This window comes from Salinimonas chungwhensis DSM 16280 (assembly GCF_000378185.1).
Lineage (GTDB): Bacteria > Pseudomonadota > Gammaproteobacteria > Enterobacterales > Alteromonadaceae > Alteromonas > Alteromonas chungwhensis.
Genome location: NZ_KB899378.1, coordinates 1 through 18,032, shown reverse-complemented (window position 1 = coordinate 18,032; position 18,032 = coordinate 1). Strand labels below are relative to the sequence as shown.

Genomic DNA, 18,032 nt, shown 5'->3' with positions numbered 1-18,032 from the left:
AAGCTACCCACTAAGCATCGTCTAAAAGTGGGCTTCTGGGAAATAAGTAAATTAGATTATGCTAATCGGATTTTTTAAGAGAAATCAACGTACTGAATAATCAGCCCCCGGGCTCACCGTTAACTGCGTTTTGACGTAACTTTTTTCAATAACGTTTTAACAGCTTCACGTCGGCCGCTATCAGCCAGCGGTCTATTCGGACGAGGATCAGCTTGCAATGCTTGCTGCAAATATCTGTAGGCCGACTCATAATTGCCCTCTTCGTATAAATACTCGGCATAAAAATAGTTAGGGTCGATACCTTTCGGGTGGATGGCGAGAGCGTCTTTAAAAAGTTTCTCGGCTTTATCAACGTCGCCAAAACTCACTGGCCAACCGGGGACTTTATAATACAGCGCGGCCAGACTGAATAGCGCTGTGCCGTTTAGCGACGACGGTTCAATCTCTATGGCTTTTTCAAAATTTTCACGGGCGTTTTCAGCAAAATCAAGTGCGCCCAGTCCGCCTTTTGCTCTGGCAGCACTGGCCTGTGCGATACCGAGCCAGGTTAGGGCTGCGGCGTTATTGGGTGATGCTGCTACAAGTTCCCGAGCTTGTTCAATCAAAGATTCAAACTGACCAAGCTGCTTTGCATTGTCAATGCCATAGTTTACTTTCGCCCACTTATGCTGGATATCTAATAACGAGGATTTCTCCTGAGCCAGAGCAGGTAAAGAGAAGCAAAGCGCAGTCACTAGTGCGGTTGTTCGTAAAATTTGCATAAAGACTCCGAATTTTTGCCAACAATTGTACTTCAAAGATCTCATACGCTTATCCATTTTTATGAAAAATATCTACACCCTGGTACAGGTGAAACCAATGCTCACACTTTATAAGATGATGGGGTGCTATGATAAAAGTAGTGACAATTTGCTATTTATTGGTTTTCGAGGTTTCTTTTCGCCCTGCTTACTTATGTAGTTTACTTTAGTCATTTTAAAGTAAACCACTACATATACTGAAGTGCTGTTCGCTTTAAATAATGTGTAGATTGATAAAACGACAATTTGTTCAGTATTTATTTTTAAAATGGCTTGTTACTATTCAACATGCCGTTAGACAAAAGTAGATATTCGATACGAATATTTGTAATTTTCATAAAAGTTAAATAAGGATATTTATGAAAGACACATTTGAAACCTTAAATGAAAACAAAATAAGATATATTTCAGGTGGAACTCCGCTACATTATTACGCTGGAGCAGTAGCATTTGGTGCTTATTTATCAGTACTTGATGTGGCCTGGTCTTTTGGAGAAGGATTAGGTAATGGGCTTTACGACGCGTTACATAAACAACCTTAATGGACACTAAGAATGATTAAATAGATTGATTTTCAGGAAATAAATCAGGTAACTGGAGGCGGCAAAGGCGCTGAAGCAGCTGGCTATGGAATGGGCTGGTTGGTAGGCGGAGCTATTCGGTCACTTAACAATTTTGGAACATGGTTAGGAGGCGCGACATACGATGCGCTGCATAAACATCCATAGAACTTTCATTTTCGCCAATTCAAATACAAGCGTTGCTACAGTTTTTAAGTGATTACTTAGTAACGCAAAATGTGTGTGAATAAAAAATATATTTAAGGGGATGGCGCACCCCTTACTTGCAATAAATCACGAGGGCAACAATGATTACTAAAACTATAATTTTTGATATCTCTGTTATTTCAATAGCAGTAATATTTCTGATTATAGCAGTGTTTGAGCGATTAAGTGCCGGTGTGGCAATCACCTCAAACCCCTGGTTTTTAAGTGGTATGGTTCTCACCGTAGTAGGTTACTTCTTTAGAAAAAAGTATTGAATTAAAGTTTTTTCCGGTTTAATAAAGTAGCTTAATTTTTATAAAGTTAACTTGGGAAATATTAAATTATCGATGCTTACTATTATTAACTTTATGAGCACTCAATGTAATGAAATTTTACGAATGGCCATTATATAAAATTGTACTTTTCGCGAGCGTCGTGGTGATTACGCTCTGTGTATTGGCAGACGAATTAACAATTTTCATAGCTTTTATTATCTCAGTTATACCAATAACCATCCGCCATACAACAAAAACCTATGGAAAAATCATTAGCAATAATATTAATTATGCCGGATGGTATGTACTCACTCATCCCACTTTGCTCTTTGCAATCACACTGCTTATTTTAAGATGAGCTGTAAGGTATTCTTATGCAGCAGAGTGCGCTACAAATTCCTCATAAGTGCCTTCAAAATTATTAATTTTATTGTCTTTTATTTCGATAACCTGCGTGGCCAGTGATGATACAAACTCGCGGTCGTGACTAACAAAAATTACGGTGCCGTCAAATTTGTACAATGCATTATTTAGCGCCTCAATAGACTCCATATCGAGGTGGTTAGTGGGCTCGTCCATCACCAGCACGTTAATATCCTGCAGCATCAGTTTGCCGAAAAGCAGGCGGTTTTTTTCTCCCCCGGAGCAAACGCGTACTTTTTTATTGAAATCTTCAGAGTTGAACAATAATCTGCCCAGCATGCCTTTGACCTGTAAGTCATCATGCTTGGGACCACGCCATTGCGACATCCACTCAAACAACGTGAGGTCACAGTCAAAGTCTTTTGAGCTATCCTGGGGGATGTAACCTAAGGAGGCATTCTCCGCCCATTTAACAACACCTTCGCTGGCATCAAGATCATTTACCAGACACTTTAGTAAGGTGGTTTTACCGGCACCATTTTCACCAATGATCGCAAGACGTGAGCCTGCTTCCAGCAGCAGGTTTGCATTATTAAACAAAGGCTCATCAGAATAACTATGACCCAGGTCCTCCAGAGTAATGGCCAGACGGTGCAACTTTTTGTGCTGTTTAAACTGAATAAATGGTTTTCGGCGACTTGACGCTTTGATATCGGCTAACTCAATTTTTTCAAGACGTTTCGCGCGGGACGTGGCCTGCTTTGCCTTTGATGCATTGGCGGAAAAGCGTGCCACAAAACCCTGCAACTCTTCTATCTCTGCGGATTTTTTAGCATTTTCCAGGTGAAGCTGTTCTTGAGCCAGCGCCGCCGCTTCGGCATATGCGTCATAGTTGCCCGGGTAGATGCGCAGCTCGCCATAATCAATGTCTGCCATGTGGGTACACACAGAGTTTAAAAAGTGTCGATCGTGCGAGATGATGATCATTGTGGCTTTACGCTTACTCAATTCTTCGGCCAGCCAGTGAATGGTATAGATATCCAGGTTGTTAGTAGGCTCGTCCAGTAACAGAATATCGGGGTCGGCAAACAAGGCCTGAGCCAGAAGTACTCTTACTTTTTTACCCGGTGCAACTTCTTTCATAAGCCCGAAATGGTAGCTTTCATCGATACCGGCAGAACTAAGAATATCACCCGCTCTGGCTTCAGCTGTGTACCCGTCCATCTCGGCGAAGCGTGTTTCCAGGTCGGCGACGCGCATGCCATCCTCTTCACTCATATCCGGCTTGCTGTAGATTTCATCACGTTCCTGTTTGACTTCCCACAGTTCGCGATCGCCCACAATAACAGCATCCACTACCGTCATATCTTCAAAAGCAAATTGGTCCTGACTTAAAATACCGAGTTTAGTACCCGGCGTCATCGACACATTGCCGGCTGACGGCGTAAGTTCGCCGCTCATAATTTTCATCAGGGTGGATTTACCGCAACCATTGGCGCCAATAAGGCCGTAGCGGTTGCCGTTTCCAAATTTTGCGGAGATATTTTCAAACAATGGCTCAGAGCCAAATTGCATAGTGACGTTGGCAGTGGTAATCAAATCAGGTGTCCAGCGGATAGAAAAAGAAGAATGTGATGCTTCGCCTCAGGAAGCTGCGGGCGCGCAATATAAATAATACGCTGGCTGCTGTCGAGTAAATTTTGTGCTTTTTTTCTAATTTCACTAAATAGTAAGCCCTAAGGTTGGCTGGAAATCAGGTGCTGCTGTCTTTACCATGAAATAATGGATCATCTGCTGAACACATGACATGGCGAAACCGAACAAAAAAGGCCCACGGCGTACCGTTCAAATCTCATGCCTGCAATGTAAAGCGCCAATTTTCAAATATCGAAAAGGTGGCAAGGGCGCGCTAGTCAAATGCTTTGTTGAACGTATTGTCGAAGACTACACCAACACCCCGTGCATATGTCCGGGATGTGGCCAGCAGTTCGCCCGGGAAACAATGATACGCGGCGCTCCGGCTTATAAAATGGTGGGCGGTAAAGTGCATATGAAATGATGCAGCCGCGCAAACTAAGGTGAAAAAATGACCGTCACATCATGGCAAAAACAACGTTATGCGCAGCTACTGAGCCAAAGCAAAGCGATAATTCATCGAAGCGCTCAGCCAACCATAAAAGATGAGCTGCTCCTCTTAAGCCAGTACGCACAGGCAGATGATATCCGGGACTCGTACGGTCAGGGTGGCAGCGTTCACGCGTTTGAACAAGAGCTTGCCTGGCTGTTCGATAAACCGGCCGCATTATTTTTGCCGACCGGCACCCTGGCGCAAAACGCTGCTTTGAAATGCTACAGCGAGCGTACTCAAAAGCCTGGTATTGCGCTGCATCCTACATCTCACTTATTGCTTCACGAACATCAAGCTGTTGAAACACTATGGCAGTAACGGGTTAAAACCGTTGGACAGGCAGATGCGGTAATTACCGCAAAGGACATTGATACACTGGATGCTTCAGAGATTTGTGCCATAGTCATCGAAACCCCTATGCGCGAACTTGGTGGGATTATGCCAGACTGGCAATCGTTAGTCGCCATTCGTCAGTGGTGTAACAATAACCAGGTTGCTATGCACATGGATGGGGCCAGAGTGTGGCAAACAACGTTGTATTACCAGCGGAGCCTGAAGGAAATTGCAGCGCTTTTTGACAGTGTCTATGCGAGTTTTTACAAAGATTTAAATGGCATTTTTGGTGCTGCGTTGCTGGGAGAGCAGGCGTTGGTAGAGGAGGCCCGAATTTGGGCACGAAGAGCAGGTGGGAATCCTGTTACGCTTTATCCTGAAGCGCTGGCTGCCAGGCGAGGCATAGCCCTTATGAATAAAAAAATGCCGCAGTTTATTAGCTATGCAATCACGCTGGGCCAGAAGTTAGCGGCAGAATCATTTGAGATTATCCCCGAATCTCCGCAAGCGGCCATGTTTCACATCAAGATCAATTCTGATAGCCAGTCTCTGGTTAATAAACTACTTGATTGTGCGCAGCGCACAGGTGTGATGGCTTTACCGTTACCCCGCGCGGAGACCGAAAAGCATTGTATCTGCGAAATTAGTATCGGTGACCAAGCTGTTCAATATTCACCTGAGTTTTGGGCTGAGCACCTGAAAGCCTGTTTAGGTGAGTGATAATTGTTATGCTCATGTCGTATTCACTAGAGCAAGAAAGGAGAATAGGTCCACATTAAGGCCCCTACGCAAAGACCAACGCTGCTGCCATCATTGCCACTATTACTGCATTGTGAATGGCATGGGAAAAAAAAATAATTTTCCAGGCTCTGTCAGGAAGTTGGTCTCGCGTGCTTGCGTAAAAATAGGTCCAGATAAAAAACGGTAGTGTCACAATCAGGCCATGTGCTGTGTCTTCGGCATGCAGGCAGGCCATACCTAAGGCGAAAAGCGCTGCTATGGTGAGGGCCCCTAATTGCACATACTGACCCACTTTCACAAACATCACAAGTAACGCTGTCTCAAGGGCCGGAGCAAGGACTACGACAATAAAAAACAGTGTCAGGATTGGTACCGGTCTCATCCAGTTTGGCCCATCTTCAAAATCAAACGCTATATTAATTATTCCCAATGCGGCTGCCGAAACGCCGAGCGTCATCAAAGTCATATATAGCGCTGCTTTCAACATGTTTATTTCGGCCGTGCGAGTTAGCAGGAGGTAATACCTGCAAAAATTAACTGCGCGCATGCTATTACCTTCTTATTAACGCGTTGGCAAGCCACTATATATTTTTACCAAGAATGAAAAACCGGACCATGGTTCGGTTTTTCATGAGCGGGTAAGAAAATCAAAGCGTGCGGGTGCAAGAGCTTCACGATTAAATGTTAAAAAGATGAAAATGCCTATAAAACGTGAAATGATAGCGCTTACATAATTTCAGGTAAACAAGGGTCATCATCGATGAAAAACCGGTATTGTTGGTCAGCAATAGTGGCTGCGCTAGTATTAACTGCGTGTACTGCTCACACCCCTTTAGAGGCTGCTAAAGCACCAGCCCCAGGTGGTGATGCACATCAGGCAATTAAAACTGAACTGGTAAAAACAAAACAGGGGTATACGATTTTAAGAGGTGGCGACCCTTATTTCATCAAAGGCGCCGGTGGCCGTACCCGACTTGCGAAGCTGGCCGAAGCAGGGGCCAATTCATTACGCACCTGGGGAACCGATAATGCAGAAGCTGTATTAGATGAAGCATATAAAAACGGTCTGACGGTGATGATGGGTCTGCGCCTTGGGCATGAGCGACATGGCTTTGACTATAGCGACAAAGCGGCCGTCGCTGCACAAAAAGAACGAGTCCGTGAGCGCGTTTTGGCGCTAAAAGATCACCCTGCGTTGCTGGTTTGGGGTATTGGTAACGAAGTTGATTTGTTTTACACCAATACCGATGTCTGGTATGCCGTACAAGATATTGCGGCCATGATTAAAGAACTGGATCCCAATCATTTGGTTACGACAGTGACAGCAGGCATCGATAAAGAGAAGCTGGATCTTATCCTCGCCCGCGTGCCTGATATTGATTATCTGAGTATCAACATTTATGGCGGGCTGGAATCCTTACCCCAGGACTTACTTGATATGGGGTATGAAGGCCCTTATGTGGTGACTGAGTGGGGCCCAACAGGGCACTGGCAGGTAGCACGTACTGACTGGGATGTGCCCATTGAGCAGACCAGTACACAAAAAGCGGCGTCTTACCGCAGCCGGTATGAAGGCGGCATTCTGGCTGCGCCAGGCCGCGCGCTGGGATCTTATGCGTTTTTATGGGGTCAGAAACAGGAAACCACGCCCACCTGGTATGGCGTATTTACTGAAGCCGGCTACCCAAATGAAGTCGTAGACTCGCTGTATTACAACTGGAATGGTGAGTGGCCGGCAGTACGAGCGCCTGCCATAAACGCACTGACGATTAACGGGAAAAACGCTTCTGATAGTATCCACACGGTTTCGGGCAAAGAACTTACAGCGACGCTTGATTACAAAACCTGGCAGGATGATGGCGCCACTGTGCGGTGGGAAATTCTGCCGGAGAGCACAGATATCAAAGCGGGCGGCGATCCGGAAGCGCGTCCACAGCCCGTAGCAGGGTTGTTCAAAGAAGAAGATAACGGACAGTTAGTTTTTAAGGCACCCAAAAAACCAGGGGGTTACCGGCTGTTTGCTTATGTGCTCAGTGGCAGTGACAAAGTCGCCACAGCGAATATTCCGTTTTATGTTGATAAGAAATAAATAAGTGGCAGAGAGCCAGCCCGCGCACGATAGCTGAAGACGGGTATAGCAATGTAAGTGACACCGATTGACGGTGTCACTTACTACTATTTTATTTACGCTTACGACGAAGCCTTAACGATGCCAGGCCAGCGGTTAATAGCAGTGCCAGAGGACCGGGTTCAGAAACACTGACAGGGTCACCAACTTGCGCAGTAATTTGAACAGAATTTAACAGCGTGCCCTGTTCGCCATTATCGTTCAGATTGAATGCAGAAAGACTGATATCGTAAAGCCCAGCGCCAGGTGCGCCGCCAAAGTCATTGCCTAACAGAAAGTTCCACTTAGGTTTCCAGGAATTGGTCACCACATAGTCGGGCAAGACATCGAAGTTGCCACTAGTATCTGCAAACTCGACAAGACCCGTATTGTTACGAGAGGTAACCCCATCAACTGAATACGAGTCTCCACCAGACCAAAACTCTGAAATAGTGCCTTCTAAAAGCGCTCCCGACCAGTCGACACCAGCTGTTGGGTCGTTATCAACTTTCAGCTGTACAAAATAATCATTATCAGGAAGCGTTGCTCCGGCTGCGGGGGTAAACTGAAATTCAAACGAAAAGTCATCAGAAGCGTTACCACTAAACTCGTTTAAGAAAAACGTATTGCCGTTTCTGAATATATCATTGGTGCCGGAGTTACGGGCACGGAGCCATACCGAGACACCATTATCAAAACCACCTGCGAAATTTTGGGTGCCTAAGCCGCCATTGCTTGACATAAACTGATTGTCGATAGTGCCGTTGGCATTAACAATATCGATCTGGCCAGCTGATACAGACATGGACAGTACACAGGCAAGCGCCCCAACTACTTTGAACTTCATTGAAATCTCCGTTTTATTTAAATCATCACGTTTTAGTAATACTACTACAGCAGCTAGTCAGCAAAAGCTAAGCCAAAAGTACTAATAAAATGTTAGATAGTTGTTTTTAATTGATTTTTTTGGTCAGGGGCGATGATTGGTCAGGGTCTTACATTTTTTCATGTGTTAAATAAGCTGACACCGTAATTTTGCTCATCAAATTTAGGGTTGTGAATTGAAGCTTTTCAGTTTCGTCCCTTACGTTGCGAAGGTAGACCGCCAAAGTCTTACGGTTTTTTCTAGTGAGAGCCAGCTACCAGATATACGCCATATCTTCACTTATAAGTGCGTTCTGATAAGCATGAATTGGTGGAGTTGTGAAAGACAAACGGATGAAGCATTAATAGACGCTTAGGTCTTTGCTTTAGGTTTAATAAAATGGGCTAGAAAAAGTAACAAGCGCGTTTACAATTGAATGCAAAATTCGTAAAGCCTATCTGGGTAAGGCAATGTCGGAAGTCTACTTGCGGAGGGTCTCGAAGGTCTTAAAACCGTCTTTAGTCAGAGACTTCTTTTGACGCATTTGGATTGCCGTTTTATTCCGCGGGAAAAACCAATTTTTCGGTGAGTTACGAAAATCACCTGCATGCTTGTTGTATTTCGGTCCCTAGCGCTTTTGCGTCAACAAGCTGTTCGTACAAAGTATCAATTGGCGCTCCTTCAACAAGCCCCATGATGGTTCCAAGTACAAAGCCACGGTGGACATTATCACCGCCTACATTTGTATTGGCAGTCAACGCTCTTTTCGCATCATCGGCATAGCGGTAGGCAAAATACAACACAGCAGGCCAGGCGTCTGAAATGTAGCAAGCCGAAGAAAATCGTCGCCCGACAATCTCTATATCACTGCGCTGCTTTGCCACCAGTTCTGATAATGAAAGTTTATTTGAGCGCATGGCGATATCCGACAATATTTCCTGTGGTGAGTCTTCTGTTCGGTGTAATAATCGATGTAGCAGCTCTACGTAGAAATCACAGATTAGCGCAAGTTCTTCACTGGGGTGTGTTAGTGCTAAGTGACGTCTTGATAACTGCTGGATATCCTCAAGACTTTCACCTTTTGCACTGCGGACCAGGGCGAGAGGTCCAATCATAACCAGGCCGCCTATGGATGGCGTATCATGAGTAACAGCGCCACATTGACGGGCCGGCTTACCCTGTTCGAGATTGGCGAAAAAGCCCCGGTGAAATGATTCAGCATAGGTATCTGGATGGGCCGGTTCTTGTGAGCATAGTAACGCAATATAACCATCTAAAAATTTATCCCGCGCATAACCATCCGCTAAGCATCGTAGAACAACTCTGGCGCAGTGGGCGTTTAGCGTATTTTCACCGGCCTTCATGCCTTGATGATAATGTTGATGAGCGCCTGTCCAGTACTGGCGCTTGCCTTTTAATATCACATCTCCCACAATTTCTTTTTCCGGTGATTTCGACATTTTCGACCGTCCCCCCTGACGGGTAGAGTGAAGAGACATAATTGAAGAAGGATGATACGTCGGCGCATCTTCAAATTGCTGAATGCCACCTGGGAAATCTTTCAAAATGTCAGCAGGGTTGTAATACCAGTGAACAGGCATTGCCAGAGCGTCGGCCACAAATGCGTTTTTAAGTGCTGCTGTCACTCGAATTTCATGTAGGTCAGCCATTAACGACTATTCCTTTTTATTACTAATGCGTGGCGTATTTGCGCTCCAGGCTTGCTGAATTGCAAATATATCCGGATTTACTCGCTGGAATATATACGGGCATTAATTGCAGAGTGATCGCAGGAAACTCGTGCAGCTGTGAAAGCCGGGCCCAATTTTATAACTGTACGTGCAGGTAATTTACAACCAGGAACATACCGGCTTTGGTGATACGCGTTGTTTATTGTTTTAAACGCATCTGTTCTTTGTTCAATGGCGTATGCAACTTTTACTGTCGGTAACAGTATCGTCCACTCACTTAATTAGCCGTTTCTTGTTAAAAAACACTGTTGGGGTACTGAGCATAAATTTGTCAAGCAAGCTTAACGATATCGCTTTTTAAAACGGCCCTTGCTGTGTACCAAAGTCTATAATTAGCAGAAGTGAGTGCAGGCTTGATAACAGGTGCTCCTATTTACCATTAATATCGACAGTTTTAGTAGTCTTTCGACTGTATTGCTAACGTAGGCTAACTGTATTCAACCATTCGCCATTTACCTGGTAAGGATTAATATGCAAAGTACCGCTCGCCGATGGGTTCATCGACTGGAAAGGCGCTTAGACAGGCTAAGGCATCGCTATAAGCGGTGGTATGGCTACTCGCCGGTGATTGTGCAGCCTTATATGACTTATGGGACGACAAGCGAACTGTGGGTTGCCGGCAGGCTACTAGAGGCAAAGGGCGTTGAGGGAGGACTTGATGATAGTCGCTGGAAAAATCTGGTACACATGCTACGTCGTTATCGAAGCGATGAAATTCCGTTTACGGACATTACCCTGAAGCTGGGTGAAGAAGTGCGCACTGTGACCACAGATGCTGACGGTTATTTTCACTATCAGTGGAAAACGCCCACTGCCGAAAATGTGCAGCAGCCCTGGACCGAGCTAACACTGGAGGCTGCCGATTCAGCGTTACCCAAAGCCGAAGAGCACAGTGTTGCAGAAATATCTGTACCAGCTGATGGCGCCGAGTTTGCCGTGATCAGCGATGTCGACGACACTATCATGCGTACCGGAGCCAATAATTTTTTTCGGCACACAAAAACGGTACTGCTAAATAATGCTCATAGCCGTGAATTGTTTCCGGGTACCTCAGAATTTTATAACGCGTTACAACAAGGTGCATCGGGAAGTGCCGGTAATCCTTTCTTTTATGTATCGAGCAGCCCCTGGAATATTTACGACCTTATTGCCGCGTTTATTGCGATCCATGACTTGCCCAAAGGCCCTGTATTATTAAAAGATTTTGGCCTTCGCGAAGACCGCTGGTTTAAAAGTGGTCACGAAAGTTACAAAAAAGACCGCATAGAGGCCATTTTGAAAACCTACCCGCAACTGAACGTAGTGTTGATAGGTGATTCAGGTCAACATGATGTTTACGCGTATCTAGAAGTGGTTAAAGCGCATCCGCAGAGAGTTTCAGCCGTCTATATTCGTGACTTAAAGCCCGCCTCGCGGTCGAAAAAAATCACTGCTGCGGCCGAAAAGTTTGCAGACTATGATGTGCCTTTCAAGTTTATTAAAGATGCCGCAGAAGCGGCAAGTCATGCGCTGACCCAAAACCTCGTGACAGAAGATGCCGCGCGGGAGGTAAAACAGGATGTGGCTATAGCCCGGACAAAAGATGACAAAGAGTAAACCGGTTTGCTGAAGTTATAGGTAGTCAGGCATAGCGGCACAAAGCCCCCCAATAAGGGCTAATGTTTTTATCAGTATCTTCGCAAAAACCACAGATGCCTTACATCTGGTTCGACCGGAAGACGAACAGGCTACGCGTTTCCTTCATATGTTTATCTAACAAGATCGCAAACCGGTCTAAATACAATCGGTCATAAGCTAGTAATTCCCTGGCCCGTCGTTTTAATACAAAAACCTGTTAAGTTGTACCAGCTTAGCAAATTCAAGCAGGCTGCACTAAGGATTGGGTTTGTAAAAGCATGTAAGCATGTTTCATGGGGGTAGCGCTGACGATATTACAGAATATGTGTGCTGAACGGCGGTATGTAAATTTCGTTTTCAATTCTATTCCTATGATCAGCTTTCAAAAACTGACGATAAGTCATAATTATCAGACACGATAAACGTGTATTTAAGCAGCTAAAAGGAATTATTTTCATGCAAACATTACTGTTAAGAGATATTGAGCAAGTCAGTGCTGGCGTCTAAAACGAAATGGGCTATGCCGTATCGGTAGCGTCTGCGGGTGGTTTTCTAGCCATGAGTCTGGCGGGAGCCGCGATGTTCACGCCATTGGGTGTGGGTATACTGCCTGGCGCGTCAATTTTTAGTTCAGGCATGGCTATCCGCTACGCAATCCCATAACAAATAAAAACACTTGAACATAATCAAGCGTGCAATGAATATGGTTATTTCAAAAAAACTTATTGCTATCGGCCTCCCAGTAGCATTTTCAGCTGTAGAGGTTTCACTATTAACGTTGTCAGTTCCTGTTGATGCTATTGGGATGGCTTTAATGTTTATTACTAGCATGCTGTTATTCAGTATATACGGGAAGCTGTTTGTCAGGTTGTGAAGTGTTTAGTATTTCGCTCTAAAAATTAGAGATGAGAGACTAAAACAACTACCGGCTATCCGTGCGTAATAAAGTGTTGTGTTGTCACTAATTCTTAAAGTTCAAAATATACATTGTCTAGACCGGAAGGTTTTGCTCGGGCGAAAGTTTAACACGGCAAGAAAAGTAGCAGCTAAGTACATCGTAGAGTGCCATAACAAGGGAAGCCAGTACTTGTAATTGGTGCGACGCTCTTTGGTCTGGTAAAGGAAGGTGCTCAGTGGGATATTAGCGCTTGAACTAACAGTACGGCGTGTCCGGTTCGATTTTGCCGGGGTTTATTGTAGCGTGAGAGCCTTTTTTTTAGTTAACTTCAGGTGATGTTATGGCAACAGGTATTGGTGGTAAAACAGCGGATGAGGCGTTGGATAGTCTGATTGACATGACAACAGATATCGCGCCTATTGACGCGGCAGAGTACCAGAGCCGCATAGCCAAAGCGCAGGTGTATATGCAGGCAAATGATATTGGTGCGTTGTATCTAAATGCAGGCACTAATATGACCTATTTTACTGGTATGCAATGGTATCCCAGCGAACGGCTGGTTGGCGCAATTCTGCCCGCTGCGGGCGAGGTTGTCTATATTGCCCCCACGTTTGAAATTGACTCACTGAATGAGCGCAAAATTACCGCGGGCGATATAGTCGGATGGCAGGAGCATGAGAGCCCCTATGCACTTTTTGCCTGCTTACTTGAGCGTATTGATAAAGCAGGTGGCAATAAAATTGCGCTTGACGAGTCGACCGCGTTCTTCATGGTTGATGGATTTAACAAAGCCTTAAGTAACACCCGCTTTATCAACGGCAGCGAGGTAACCGCACACTGTCGTATGTATAAATCGGCTGCTGAAATTGCGCTGATTCAACGTGCAATGGATATGACACTTGCCGTGCATAAAGCCACAGCCAGTATGCTGTGTGAGGGGATAACAACGAGCGAAGTGGAAGCGTTTATTAATCGAGCTCATCAAAAGGTTGGGAGCAGCGGCAGTTTTTTCTGTATTGTTTTATTTGACCAGGCAACATCTTATCCGCATGGGGTAAAGGATCCGCAGGTGCTGCAAGCCGATGATTTGGTGCTGATAGATACTGGCTGCCGGCTTCACGGTTACCTTTCAGATATTACCCGCACCTACTGCTATGGTCAGGCGACAGACAAACAAAAAGCGATATGGGAAAGTGAAAAACGCGCACAAATCGCAGCCTTTGAAGCGGCAAAAATTGGTTCTACGTGTGGCGATGTAGATGCCGCCGCCCGGCTGAGTCTGGAACAAGATGCGCTGGGGCCAGACTACCAGTTGCCGGGTCTGCCGCACAGAACGGGTCACGGCATTGGCATGGATATTCACGAATGGCCGTACTTGGTAAAAGATAATCCGCAACAGCTGGCTAAGGGGATGTGCTTTAGCAATGAACCAATGATTGTGGTTCCGGGTGAGTTTGGTGTTCGACTTGAAGATCATTTTTATATGACTGACACAGGCCCTCGCTGGTTTACCAAACCCTGCAAGTCGATTGAGGATCCCTTTGGATAACGAGGCGAAAAAGCTCTTTTTTGTTTCTACCTGGTGTTTAATAGCTTTTAGTCACTAGCGCGAATCAAACTATAAAACCGGTTTTGCGTCCCGTTCCTGCGCGGCAGGCGAGTACGTTTGTGCAACCCACTATTGGTTAACTGTTAATCGTGAGACGTTCCCGTTACACTCGATTTTTTATGGTGTTCCCGCAAAGGCCAAAGTATTGAAATACCTTAATGAAACCTTGCTGTTTACCGCATTGATGGTGCTAAGCCACGCCGGTCTTGCGCAAACGGAAGAGGCGACAACTGATACGTCTCCCAATCGTAACTTAACCGGGTTTGAAGCTTTGAACGAACGGCAGCCGCTCTGGGAAGTGGGGGTAGGGGGCGGTGCAATTGAAGTGCCCAATTATCCTGCATCAGGCGAGCGAAATGTGGTGGCCTTAGCCTTACCATATGCAATATATCGAGGGGATATCTTCCGCGTGGGCGGCCAAGGCGGCGCAAGAGCCGTTTTTGTTGAAAATAACACCCTTGAACTTGATGTCAGTTTCAGTGGTGCTTTTGCCGCAGATAGCGACGATGATACGGTGCGCGAAGGGATGCCTGAACTGGAGTACTTATTTGAGGTAGGTCCACAGTTAATCTACAAAATAAAGGAATTTTCCTTTGACGCTGGTGGTAACGCACGCCTGAATGCACAAATGCAGACAAGGGCCGTATTGTCTTCGGATTTCGGTGGAATAGATGCCAGAGGGTATGTTTTTGAACCGACATTAAGATATCAACAGCGCGGTGTATTTACCCCCGACACTGGCTTTACTCTTGCTGCTCGCATGACCTGGGCAACCGAAAAGTTACACGATTATTTTTACCAGGTTGCGCCAGAATACCAGACTGATTTCAGGTCAGCTTACAACGCGACGGGCGGCTACCTGGGCGCTGAAATCTCTGCCAGCTTGGCTTTTCCAATTATTGACAACCTGCGCGGCTTTTTTGGCGCATCCATGCAGTTTAACGGCGGTTCGGCAAATGAAGACAGCCCATTGTACGAAAAAGACATTACGTACAGCCTTGGGGTAGGATTTGTCTGGCGCGGCTACCAGAGCGAAGCCAAAGCGAATTGGTAACAGAATAAGCAATTCACGACAATCGGGTGTTAATGGCAATATACTGCTCTGATTATGAGTCATATTTGCCACAGCACCCACCAAATCAGATTAGTAGTAACTATCGTTGAAGCGTAGGAAAAAGTGGTGGCCCCACCCTTCTTAGAAGTACGTCCCTTTAGGCATTTTTAATGGGGTGAGGGCCACCCGAACCTCCGTTTTATCAGTCTTTATTCCACTCTGTTCCACCTTAATTTAAATAATCGAAGTGGAACAAAGGTGGAACATGCCAGAAATAATTAAGAACCTAACCGATAAATTTTTAGGTGATATCAAGCCGAAGTCATCGAGCCAAATTTTTCGCGACAAGCACAGAACCTATTTGAAATTTGTTGTGCGGCCCAGCGGCTCTAAAAGTTTTTACTACAGAGCAAAAAAGAATGGGAAAGACCTAAAGCGGAAGATAGGCGATGCTTCGACCATGAGTTTAGCAACAGCAAGGTTAATTGCAGATAGTCAGCATTCTGGATTCAAAAACGAGAGCCAAAAAGGCGTTTCAGTACCGAGCAGTCTTAAAAGTCTTACTGTTAACTGTATGTTTGAGTTGTATCGAGAGAATGAACTTAAACATAGAGGAACGGTTGCTGGCAGAAAACATGGTTTTGAAGTTGCGTATAATCTTCATGTCAAAGCCAGTCTCGGCCATCGTGTTGTTGCACAGCTGGATAGAAAAGAAGTTCGTTCGTTCTTCCGAGAACTCGAAGATAAGGGATATTGCGCTCACAACAAAGCAGTATCAGTGTTAAAAGCAGCGTGTAATTATGTCATCGACTTTGAAGATGCAGGATTAATACTTAATCCATTTGAGCGTATTAAAAAGATGCCAGGTGTAACGAGAAGCCGATATCTTACTCATCAAGAGGCTGGACAGTTGATGAAAGCATTGGAACACGCCTCAAATCAAGACGTAGCTGATATATATCGTATGGCTCTTTTCACTGGTGCTAGGCTGACAAATGTGAAGACTATGGAATGGAAAGATATCAACTTAAGTAACGCTGTTTGGTTGATACCTGCGACTCGGACAAAAACCAATCAGATTTACGAAATTCCGCTTCACCCGCTGGCAGTTTCTCTTCTACGAAGACGTCAAAAAGCCTATTCAGGTAACCATTTTGTGTTTCCATCCAAGCAGAAATCAAAATACGGCTACATAACAGGTGGCGATTCGGTGTGGAAGGCGGCGATTAAACGAGCAGGCCTGTATCATGATAACCCTAATATTCGCCCCAGACCACACGACCTCCGAAGAACATTTGCTACTTGGCAAATTCAATCGGGGGCTGATGTTAGTGTGGTTTCGAAGGCTCTTTGCCATACATCGTTAAAGCATACAATGGTTTATGCATATGCCAATATCGACCAAGTTAGAAACTCAATTGTCGGAGCGTTTGACAATCTCGATGTAAATTAACATAGCTGCTAGTGCCCGAAAGTAACGTTAGAAAATAGCACGTTTTCGTGATCAATTTTGTCAGCTTCGGGCACTAGACACCTTATATAAAAATCTGTAATCTTCGTCGAAAATAATAAAGTGCGTAGAGAAAAACTAGATTTTTACCAGCGCTAACAAGAACAAGGAAGTAGTATGAGCAATGAAGCTTTGAAAACGCATCTAGCAAAACTGGAAGACTTGCGAATATCTGCAAAGTCCAGGGATGATATACCGAGTATTGTGGAAGAAATAAAAGAATATTCCAAATCAGGTTCGTATACCTTTCAACAACCGTTTGTTATATATCTATTATTTATCTCCTTTTTCCTTACCCTAATTATTTATGCGAATTCGTCCTCTGATGAAGGGCTTATGCTTGCAGGTGCTTCATTTATAGTATTCATAGGTAGTGTTTTTGCGTTTTTATCAAAGAAAAAGCAAGTAAAAAACGTGGGAAGAAACCTAGGGCATACGGCTTTAGCTTTAGCAAATAATTTAGTTCCTAATGAAGCTTTTAACGGACGAGAATTATGGAAAGATTTAAAAAGACAATTCCGCGTGTTTAGAGCTGGCGATGAAAGCCAGGAGATTACAGCCTTGTACGACGGAAAGACACAAGACGGAGCATTCTTCCAATTGTTTGAATTCAAGTACGTAGATGTTACAGAGGAAGAGGACGAAGATTCAGACGGAAACAAAACAACCACCGAAAGAAGAACTACGCATTATGAATATGGTGTCCTTAGCCATATGCCATCTTTGCCTTTGATGACTATTAATACGAGAAGTCAGTTCAAAGAAAAATGGGATTCGGCGAGCAAAGAGTTTAACAAAAAGTTTAAGATAAGGTGCTCCAATCCTGTAGAAACAGCAAAGTTTTTCAATCCCGCTTGTGTACTTAAATTTGAAGAGTCATTTAAGAATATACGTTACCTAGATATGACTTCTTCTTCTTATGTATGTATACCCGAATTCAGATAATAAGTGCACCACTCATGGTTAAACGGTGAGGAGAGATCAACTGCCTGTTGGTGGTACTCTGTAATCGCCAAAAAACAAGAGTAGTTACCATGAGTTACAAGCAGTTGATCGAGGGACAACGATACCAGATCGAGGCCTACTTACGCGAGGGTTTCAGTTATCGGAAGATAGGAAAGCGTCTGAACGTGAGCCACAGCACCATCAGTAGAGAAGTAAATCGTAATCGAATTCGGGATAGCCACTATTTGCCGGAAGTCGCTCAGGTGAAG

The 18,032-nt window shown here is 44.8% G+C and carries 15 protein-coding genes and 1 pseudogene; 11 read left to right on the top strand and 5 right to left on the bottom strand.

The window, feature by feature from the left end:
* Positions 1 to 119: 119 nt before the first annotated feature.
* Positions 120 to 761, bottom strand: coding sequence for a tetratricopeptide repeat protein (locus F458_RS0106920; protein WP_018982668.1), 642 nt, complete (start codon positions 759 to 761; stop codon positions 120 to 122).
* A gap of 398 nt (positions 762 to 1,159) precedes the next feature.
* Between F458_RS0106920 and F458_RS0106915 the strand changes: the two genes are divergently transcribed.
* The gene (locus F458_RS0106915) at positions 1,160 to 1,342 is read left to right on the top strand and encodes a hypothetical protein (RefSeq protein ID WP_018982667.1); all 183 of its coding nucleotides are present in this window, start codon (positions 1,160 to 1,162) and stop codon (positions 1,340 to 1,342) included.
* An 872-nt stretch (positions 1,343 to 2,214) separates the two neighbouring features.
* On the opposite strand, the gene F458_RS0106905 is transcribed toward F458_RS0106915, so the two are convergent.
* Entirely contained in the window at positions 2,215 to 3,804 is a 1,590-nt protein-coding gene (locus F458_RS0106905) for an ABC-F family ATPase (protein WP_018982665.1), read from the bottom strand.
* A 208-nt stretch (positions 3,805 to 4,012) separates the two neighbouring features.
* Between F458_RS0106905 and F458_RS0106900 the strand changes: the two genes are divergently transcribed.
* Both F458_RS0106900 and F458_RS21020 read left to right on the top strand, forming a co-directional pair.
* Positions 4,013 to 4,264: a hypothetical protein gene (locus tag F458_RS0106900; protein WP_018982664.1), complete on the top strand. Its 252-nt coding sequence runs from the start codon at positions 4,013 to 4,015 to the stop codon at positions 4,262 to 4,264.
* A gap of 27 nt (positions 4,265 to 4,291) precedes the next feature.
* Positions 4,292 to 5,386, top strand: a pseudogene (locus F458_RS21020) (threonine aldolase family protein).
* 64 nt (positions 5,387 to 5,450) lie between these two features.
* On the opposite strand, the gene F458_RS0106890 reads toward F458_RS21020, so the two are convergent.
* Positions 5,451 to 5,894, bottom strand: coding sequence for a hypothetical protein (locus F458_RS0106890; protein ID WP_018982661.1), 444 nt, complete (start codon positions 5,892 to 5,894; stop codon positions 5,451 to 5,453).
* A gap of 273 nt (positions 5,895 to 6,167) precedes the next feature.
* Here F458_RS0106890 and F458_RS0106885 point away from each other — a divergent pair, with 273 nt between their 5' ends.
* Positions 6,168 to 7,496, top strand: coding sequence for a glycoside hydrolase family 2 TIM barrel-domain containing protein (locus tag F458_RS0106885; RefSeq protein WP_018982660.1), 1,329 nt, complete (start codon positions 6,168 to 6,170; stop codon positions 7,494 to 7,496).
* Positions 7,497 to 7,587: 91 nt separating this feature from the next.
* Here the strand turns inward: F458_RS0106885 and F458_RS0106880 are convergent, their stop codons facing one another.
* Both F458_RS0106880 and F458_RS0106875 read right to left on the bottom strand, forming a co-directional pair.
* Positions 7,588 to 8,361 (bottom strand): PEP-CTERM sorting domain-containing protein, encoded by a 774-nt coding sequence (locus F458_RS0106880; protein ID WP_018982659.1) that lies wholly within the window; start codon positions 8,359 to 8,361, stop codon positions 7,588 to 7,590.
* 617 nt (positions 8,362 to 8,978) lie between these two features.
* Positions 8,979 to 10,049, bottom strand: a complete 1,071-nt coding sequence (locus F458_RS0106875; protein WP_018982658.1) for an ADP-ribosylglycohydrolase family protein — start codon at positions 10,047 to 10,049, stop codon at positions 8,979 to 8,981.
* A 552-nt stretch (positions 10,050 to 10,601) separates the two neighbouring features.
* Between F458_RS0106875 and F458_RS19190 the strand changes: the two genes are divergently transcribed.
* From F458_RS19190 to F458_RS20425, 7 genes are all read left to right on the top strand, one after another.
* A complete protein-coding gene (locus F458_RS19190) occupies positions 10,602 to 11,726 on the top strand; it encodes an App1 family protein (protein ID WP_018982657.1) in 1,125 nt (374 codons plus the stop codon).
* Between the two features lie 534 nt (positions 11,727 to 12,260).
* Positions 12,261 to 12,410, top strand: a complete 150-nt coding sequence (locus F458_RS20660) for a hypothetical protein (RefSeq protein ID WP_018982656.1) — start codon at positions 12,261 to 12,263, stop codon at positions 12,408 to 12,410.
* Positions 12,411 to 12,985: 575 nt separating this feature from the next.
* Positions 12,986 to 14,194 carry a M24 family metallopeptidase gene (locus F458_RS0106855; RefSeq protein ID WP_018982654.1) on the top strand — a complete coding sequence of 403 codons (1,209 nt, stop codon included), beginning with the start codon at positions 12,986 to 12,988 and terminating at the stop codon, positions 14,192 to 14,194.
* Positions 14,195 to 14,399: 205 nt separating this feature from the next.
* On the top strand, positions 14,400 to 15,308 hold the full coding sequence (locus F458_RS0106850; RefSeq protein WP_018982653.1) for a MipA/OmpV family protein: 909 nt from the start codon (positions 14,400 to 14,402) through the stop codon (positions 15,306 to 15,308).
* A 265-nt stretch (positions 15,309 to 15,573) separates the two neighbouring features.
* Positions 15,574 to 16,761: a tyrosine-type recombinase/integrase gene (locus tag F458_RS0106845; RefSeq protein ID WP_018982652.1), complete on the top strand. Its 1,188-nt coding sequence runs from the start codon at positions 15,574 to 15,576 to the stop codon at positions 16,759 to 16,761.
* Positions 16,762 to 16,935: 174 nt separating this feature from the next.
* Positions 16,936 to 17,763 (top strand): hypothetical protein, encoded by an 828-nt coding sequence (locus F458_RS0106840; protein WP_018982651.1) that lies wholly within the window; start codon positions 16,936 to 16,938, stop codon positions 17,761 to 17,763.
* Between the two features lie 89 nt (positions 17,764 to 17,852).
* The coding region (locus F458_RS20425; protein ID WP_018982650.1) for a helix-turn-helix domain-containing protein at positions 17,853 to 18,032 on the top strand (180 nt) is incomplete at its 3' end.

Excerpts from the sequence above, each read along its gene's own strand:
- F458_RS0106920 (WP_018982668.1), bottom strand. The coding sequence starts at position 761 with ATGCAAATTTTACGAACAACCGCACTAGTGACTGCGCTTTGCTTCTCT.
- F458_RS0106915 (WP_018982667.1), top strand. The coding sequence starts at position 1,160 with ATGAAAGACACATTTGAAACCTTAAATGAAAACAAAATAAGATATATT.
- F458_RS0106900 (WP_018982664.1), top strand. The coding sequence starts at position 4,013 with ATGGCGAAACCGAACAAAAAAGGCCCACGGCGTACCGTTCAAATCTCA.
- F458_RS0106890 (WP_018982661.1), bottom strand. The coding sequence starts at position 5,894 with ATGTTGAAAGCAGCGCTATATATGACTTTGATGACGCTCGGCGTTTCG.
- F458_RS0106885 (WP_018982660.1), top strand. The coding sequence starts at position 6,168 with ATGAAAAACCGGTATTGTTGGTCAGCAATAGTGGCTGCGCTAGTATTA.
- F458_RS0106880 (WP_018982659.1), bottom strand. The coding sequence starts at position 8,361 with ATGAAGTTCAAAGTAGTTGGGGCGCTTGCCTGTGTACTGTCCATGTCT.
- F458_RS0106875 (WP_018982658.1), bottom strand. The coding sequence starts at position 10,049 with ATGGCTGACCTACATGAAATTCGAGTGACAGCAGCACTTAAAAACGCA.
- F458_RS19190 (WP_018982657.1), top strand. The coding sequence starts at position 10,602 with ATGCAAAGTACCGCTCGCCGATGGGTTCATCGACTGGAAAGGCGCTTA.
- F458_RS20660 (WP_018982656.1), top strand. The coding sequence starts at position 12,261 with ATGGGCTATGCCGTATCGGTAGCGTCTGCGGGTGGTTTTCTAGCCATG.
- F458_RS0106855 (WP_018982654.1), top strand. The coding sequence starts at position 12,986 with ATGGCAACAGGTATTGGTGGTAAAACAGCGGATGAGGCGTTGGATAGT.
- F458_RS0106845 (WP_018982652.1), top strand. The coding sequence starts at position 15,574 with ATGCCAGAAATAATTAAGAACCTAACCGATAAATTTTTAGGTGATATC.
- F458_RS0106840 (WP_018982651.1), top strand. The coding sequence starts at position 16,936 with ATGAGCAATGAAGCTTTGAAAACGCATCTAGCAAAACTGGAAGACTTG.